Annotated in this window: 6 protein-coding genes and 2 pseudogenes; 2 read left to right on the forward strand and 6 right to left on the reverse strand. The window is 68.3% G+C overall.

Translation table 11 applies throughout. The features are described from left to right. Window positions 1–91: 91 nt before the first annotated feature. Both GRX66_RS16815 and GRX66_RS16820 read right to left on the reverse strand, forming a co-directional pair. Window positions 92–613 (reverse strand): annotated as a pseudogene (locus GRX66_RS16815) (2-isopropylmalate synthase); the annotation flags it as partial. Between the two features lie 137 nt (window positions 614–750). Continuing rightward, window positions 751–1,098 (reverse strand): DUF192 domain-containing protein, encoded by a 348-nt coding sequence (locus GRX66_RS16820; protein WP_325064170.1) that lies wholly within the window; start codon window positions 1,096–1,098, stop codon window positions 751–753. 60 nt (window positions 1,099–1,158) lie between these two features. Between GRX66_RS16820 and GRX66_RS16825 the strand changes: the two genes are divergently transcribed. Continuing rightward, window positions 1,159–1,677 (forward strand): DUF7097 family protein, encoded by a 519-nt coding sequence (locus GRX66_RS16825; protein WP_159527547.1) that lies wholly within the window; start codon window positions 1,159–1,161, stop codon window positions 1,675–1,677. Between the two features lie 89 nt (window positions 1,678–1,766). Then, window positions 1,767–2,204: a VOC family protein gene (locus GRX66_RS16830; RefSeq protein WP_159527548.1), complete on the forward strand. Its 438-nt coding sequence runs from the start codon at window positions 1,767–1,769 to the stop codon at window positions 2,202–2,204. Between the two features lie 50 nt (window positions 2,205–2,254). On the opposite strand, the gene GRX66_RS16835 is transcribed toward GRX66_RS16830, so the two are convergent. The 4 genes and pseudogenes from GRX66_RS16835 to GRX66_RS19630 all read right to left on the reverse strand — a co-directional run. Further along, window positions 2,255–2,968 (reverse strand): ABC transporter ATP-binding protein, encoded by a 714-nt coding sequence (locus GRX66_RS16835; RefSeq protein WP_159527549.1) that lies wholly within the window; start codon window positions 2,966–2,968, stop codon window positions 2,255–2,257. Further along, window positions 2,965–3,741, reverse strand: coding sequence for an ABC transporter ATP-binding protein (locus GRX66_RS16840; protein ID WP_394351537.1), 777 nt, complete (start codon window positions 3,739–3,741; stop codon window positions 2,965–2,967). Before GRX66_RS16840 ends, GRX66_RS16835 begins: the two co-directional genes overlap by 4 nt. Beyond that, complete coding sequence (locus tag GRX66_RS16845) at window positions 3,725–4,234, reverse strand: branched-chain amino acid ABC transporter permease (RefSeq protein WP_201293073.1); 510 nt, start codon at window positions 4,232–4,234, stop codon at window positions 3,725–3,727. The genes GRX66_RS16840 and GRX66_RS16845 overlap by 17 nt, the downstream gene beginning before the upstream one ends. Next, window positions 4,231–4,460, reverse strand: a pseudogene (locus tag GRX66_RS19630) (branched-chain amino acid ABC transporter permease); the annotation flags it as partial. The pseudogene GRX66_RS19630 and the gene GRX66_RS16845, both read right to left, overlap by 4 nt.

Consider the following 4,460-nt stretch of genomic DNA (forward strand, 5'->3'; position numbering starts at 1 on the left):
CGTATATCAACGCCCTAAATTACGTGATTACTCATGTTGCTCTCTGGTACTTCGGAGACAGATACAAAATCTGGGTGGCACCAGGAACTCCCGCCCCGGGACTTGTTGTACTGCTGAAAAGACAGCTGAGGAAGTCGAGGTCGGCCCGGGAGCCGTCCTCGCCGATGACCTCGACCCAGAGGCCGTGGTCGGTCGCGAACTCGACGAGTTCGCGGGTGGTGTCGAGGACGTCCTCGCGCGTCGTCCCGACTTTTCGTTCGACGTGGCGGTCGCTGGCGGGGACGACGAGGTTCACGCCGTCGACGCCGCAGTCGAGCGCGAGTTCGACGTCGCGTTTGACGCCGCGGCAGAAACTGGTGACTGTCGCGTCGAGGTCCAGGCCCGTGACGCGGCGAATCGTCTCGCGTTCGCCGGCGCTCGTGCACGCGCTGCCGGCTTCGACGACCGAGACGCCGGCGGCGTCGAGTTTGCGTGCGACTGTCGCCTTCTGGTCTGCAGTCAACGAGACGCCGGGCGCCTGCTCGCCGTCGCGGAGCGTGGTGTCGAGAAACTGTACGTCGGTGTCGCTGGCGAGCCCAGGGGAGTTAGTAGTGCCGGAGAATTTCGCGGCCAGCCGCCGTGTGGCGACTTCCTCTATCCTCCGTGCCGGTGTGGTCCGACATGGTGTATCTCACTAGCCGGGCTACGCACGCTTGAAGGTGTGGGGTGTGTCAGGTATTGCCTGTCGGGGCGCAGGCACGTCTGTGATTCTCAGTCCGCGAGCCAGACCCGGTCGCCGACCGCGACGTCGTCGGCGGCGCCCGCGGGCAGTTCGGCGAGCGTGTCGCAGCGCGCTTTGCCGCGCCCCGTCCACGCTGAGAGCCGCTCGACGCGCTGGACTTCCCGGTCCTCGAGCCACAGCGCGTCGATGTCGAAGGGCACGAACACCATGTGTACGTCCCGGCTGTCTGCGTCCGCGAAGTCGAAGACGAGCGCGTAGTCGTCGGGAATCGACCGCCGGAACATCAACCCGCGGGCCTGCGAGAACAACGACGACGCGACGTCGACGTCGGTGGCGAGCGTGGCGACGTCGCCGTCGCGTTCGTGGCGGAGGTGCACGGTCGGACTCCTCGGGCGACGGCGAAAAGCGTTACCCCGTGCGGTCGCTACGCCAGGTCGATGAAGAAGACGCCGACCGGGACGGCCGTCGGGGTGGAGGACCCCTACGAGCACGCCGGCGTCTGCGACTACGTGACCGGGGACGGCAAGTGCCGGTACGCGTTCGAGCACGCCGAACACGACCCCGAGTTCGCCGCCGAGCGCCGCCGCGAGGAGTTCGCGTGCCCGGTCGCCGAGGGCGACTGGGCGTGGGCGGACTGCCCGCACTTCCGGTGCCGCCAGCAGGACCGCGAGTGCGTGCGCTGCGGCCTCGAAGAACGCCGGCGAGCCCACGAGGACGAGCGTCCACTCCTGGAGGAACACCACCTCGCGTACGACGACGCCGACGACGTCGGCCACGAGATCACGGTGTACCTCTGCCGGTGGTGCCACGCGAAGATCCACGACTCGTGGGCGCGCATCGACGACGACGTGAACCCCGACCCGGAAGCCATCGCCGCCGCGGAGGCCCGCCGGAGCGACGAGCAGTCCGAACTCTCCTTCGAGACGGCCGCCGACCGCTTCGCTGAGGACGAGTGAGGGTGCCGACCGCTTCGCTGAGGACGGATAGTGACGGCAGCGGCCGCTTCGACCCCGGATGCTAACTGCCGCCGCGCCTATCGTGTGGTATGAGCGACACGCCGTTCCACCTCGGCCACGTTCACCTGAAAGTCCGCGACCTCGAGCGGTCGCTCGCGTTCTACCAGGACGTCTTCGACCTCGACGTCACCGAGGAGCACGACCGGTTCGCGTTCCTGTCGTGGGGCGACCATCACCACGACGTCGCGCTGCAGGCGGTCGGCGCGGACGCCCCGGACGCAGGGCGCGGGGTCGGCCTCTACCACGCGGCCATCGAAGTGGATTCGGCGGCCGAACTCGGGTCGGTCTCCGACCGCCTCGCCGCCCGCGACGTCCCCGTGACGCCGGTCGACCACGGCATCAGCAAAGCGCTGTACTTCGCGGACCCCGCGGGCAACGGGCTGGAAGCCTACGTCGACACCCGGGCGGAAGAATCCGTGGAAACATGGGACGGCCGGAACGAGCGCTTCGACCCGGAATCGCCGTGAGTGCCGGGACGCGGTAGCTGACGAGGACCCGCTGTGAGTGCCGCGCCGCGCTAGCCGCCGAGGAACCGCTGGCGGACTTCCTCGTCGGCGAGCAGTTCCTCGCCGGGGCCGTCGTAGGCGTTCTCGCCGTTGACGAGCACGTAGCCGCGGTCGCAGCGCCGCAGTGCCTCGTTCGCGTTCTGCTCGACCATCAGGACGGCCGTGCCGCCGTCGTTGATCTCGTCGATGCGGTCGAAGAGGTCCTCGACGAGGTCCGGTGCGAGTCCCGCCGACGGTTCGTCCAGCAACAGGAGGTCGGGGTCGGACATCAACGCCGCACCCATCGCGAGCATCTGTCGCTGCCCGCCGGACATCGTCCCGGCGCGCTGTCGCTGTCGCTCCTCGAGAATCGGGAAGTACTCGAAGACGGTCTCCAGGGTCTCCCGGGGGAACTCGTCCTCGGTGAACACGCCCATCTCGAGGTTCTCTCGGACGGTGAGGCTCGTGAAGACGTTCCCGGACTGGGGGACGTACGTGATCCCGTGCTTGATGATTTCGGACGTTTCGGCGCCGTGAATCGGGGTGCCGCGGTACGTCACGGACCCGCCCATGTGGGTGGTGAGCCCGAACACGGACTTCATCGCCGTCGACTTCCCGGCGCCGTTCGGCCCGACGATGGTGACGTACTCGCCGTCGCCGACGCGCAGATCCACGTCGGTGAGAATCTGGAGGTCGCCGTAGCCGGCGTCCAGCGCGTCGATGTCCAGCAGTGGCGCGTCGCTCATTCGCCGTCACCCCCGAGGTAGGCTTCAATGACGCGTTCGTCCGACCGCACCGCTTGCGGGTCGCCCGCGGTGAGGACGGCGCCCTGGTGCATCACGATGACTTCCTGGCAGTACTCCATGATGACGTCGATGTCGTGCTCGATGAAGAGGAACGAGTACCCCTCCGACTCGAGCCGTTGGATGTGGTCGAGAATCTTGTTCTCCAGCGTCGGATTCACGCCCGCGAGCGGTTCGTCCAGGAGGACGAGGTCCGGCTCGGTGAGGAGCGCGCGAGCGAGTTCGAGCAGTTTCCGCTGGCCGCCCGAGAGGTCGCCCGCGGGCGCGTCCAGCAGGTGGTCGATCTCGAGTCGTTCGGCCATCTCGACGGCGCCGGCCTGGGCGTCGCGTTCGTCGTCGAAGTAGTCGCCGCCGCGCGTCCACGCGGTGACGAGGCGCTCGCCGCTCTGCCCCTTGGGGGCGAGTGCGAGGTTCTCCCGGACGGTCATCTCGGGGAGCTCCCGGGGTATCTGGAACGTCCGGACGAGGCCGCGGTCCGCGACCGACGGGGGACGCTCCGCAGTGACGTCCTCGCCGCGGAAGCGGACGCTGCCGCCGTCCGGCTGCAGGAAGCCGGTGATGCAGTCGAACATCGTGGACTTCCCGGCGCCGTTCGGGCCGATGAGGCCGGTGATGCCGGGGTCGACGTCGAAGGTGGCGTTGTCGAGGGCGGTGATGCCGCCGAAGTGCTTCTCGACGTCCGCTACTTCCAGGATCGGGTCAGTCACCGCCACCACCTCCCTGGGCGACGCCGGTGTCGTAGGTCTGCCGGCCGAGCAGCCCCTCCGAGCGGTAGTAGAGGATGACGATGAGGAGGACGCCGATGAACATCAGCCGGAGCGCCGCCAGCTGGGTGGCGAACTCTGCGGGGAAGAAGTCGTTGAGGAATCTGGTGCCGGTGTGCAGCGTCCAGAAGACGAGCGTGCCGACGACGACGCCGCGGTTGTTCGCGCTCCCGCCGATGATGACCGCGGTGAACGCGAAGAACGTGATCTCCGAGGTGAACTGCGTCGGGTCGATGAACCCGATGTGCGTCGCCCAGAGGCCGCCGGCGGCGCCGGCGAGCGCGGACCCGAACATCATGCTCTGGACCTTGTACCGGAACGTCCGTTTGCCCAGCGCCCGCGGGACGTCCTCGTCCTCGCGGACTGCACGGAGGACGCGGCCGTACGGGCTGTTGACGGTGCGTTCGCACCACCAGTACGTGAGCGCGACGAACGACGCGCTCACGAGCACACGAAGCGGTTGTACGTGAATCCGCCGTCCGTGCCGACGGTCGGGTCGAACAGCCAGACGACGCCGGCGAGGATGCCGGACGCGCCGTCGGTGAACGCCGGCGTCCCGAAGTACCAGACGGCGAACAGTACGGCCGCGAAGAGGGCGAGCGGGCGGCCGAAGCCGTCGGCGTACCGGATGCCGCGAGCGAGTACCCAGACGCCGGCTGCGGCGACGAAGC

Source organism: Halobacterium bonnevillei (assembly GCF_009831555.1).
Taxonomy (GTDB): Archaea; Halobacteriota; Halobacteria; order Halobacteriales; family Halobacteriaceae; genus Halobacterium; species Halobacterium bonnevillei.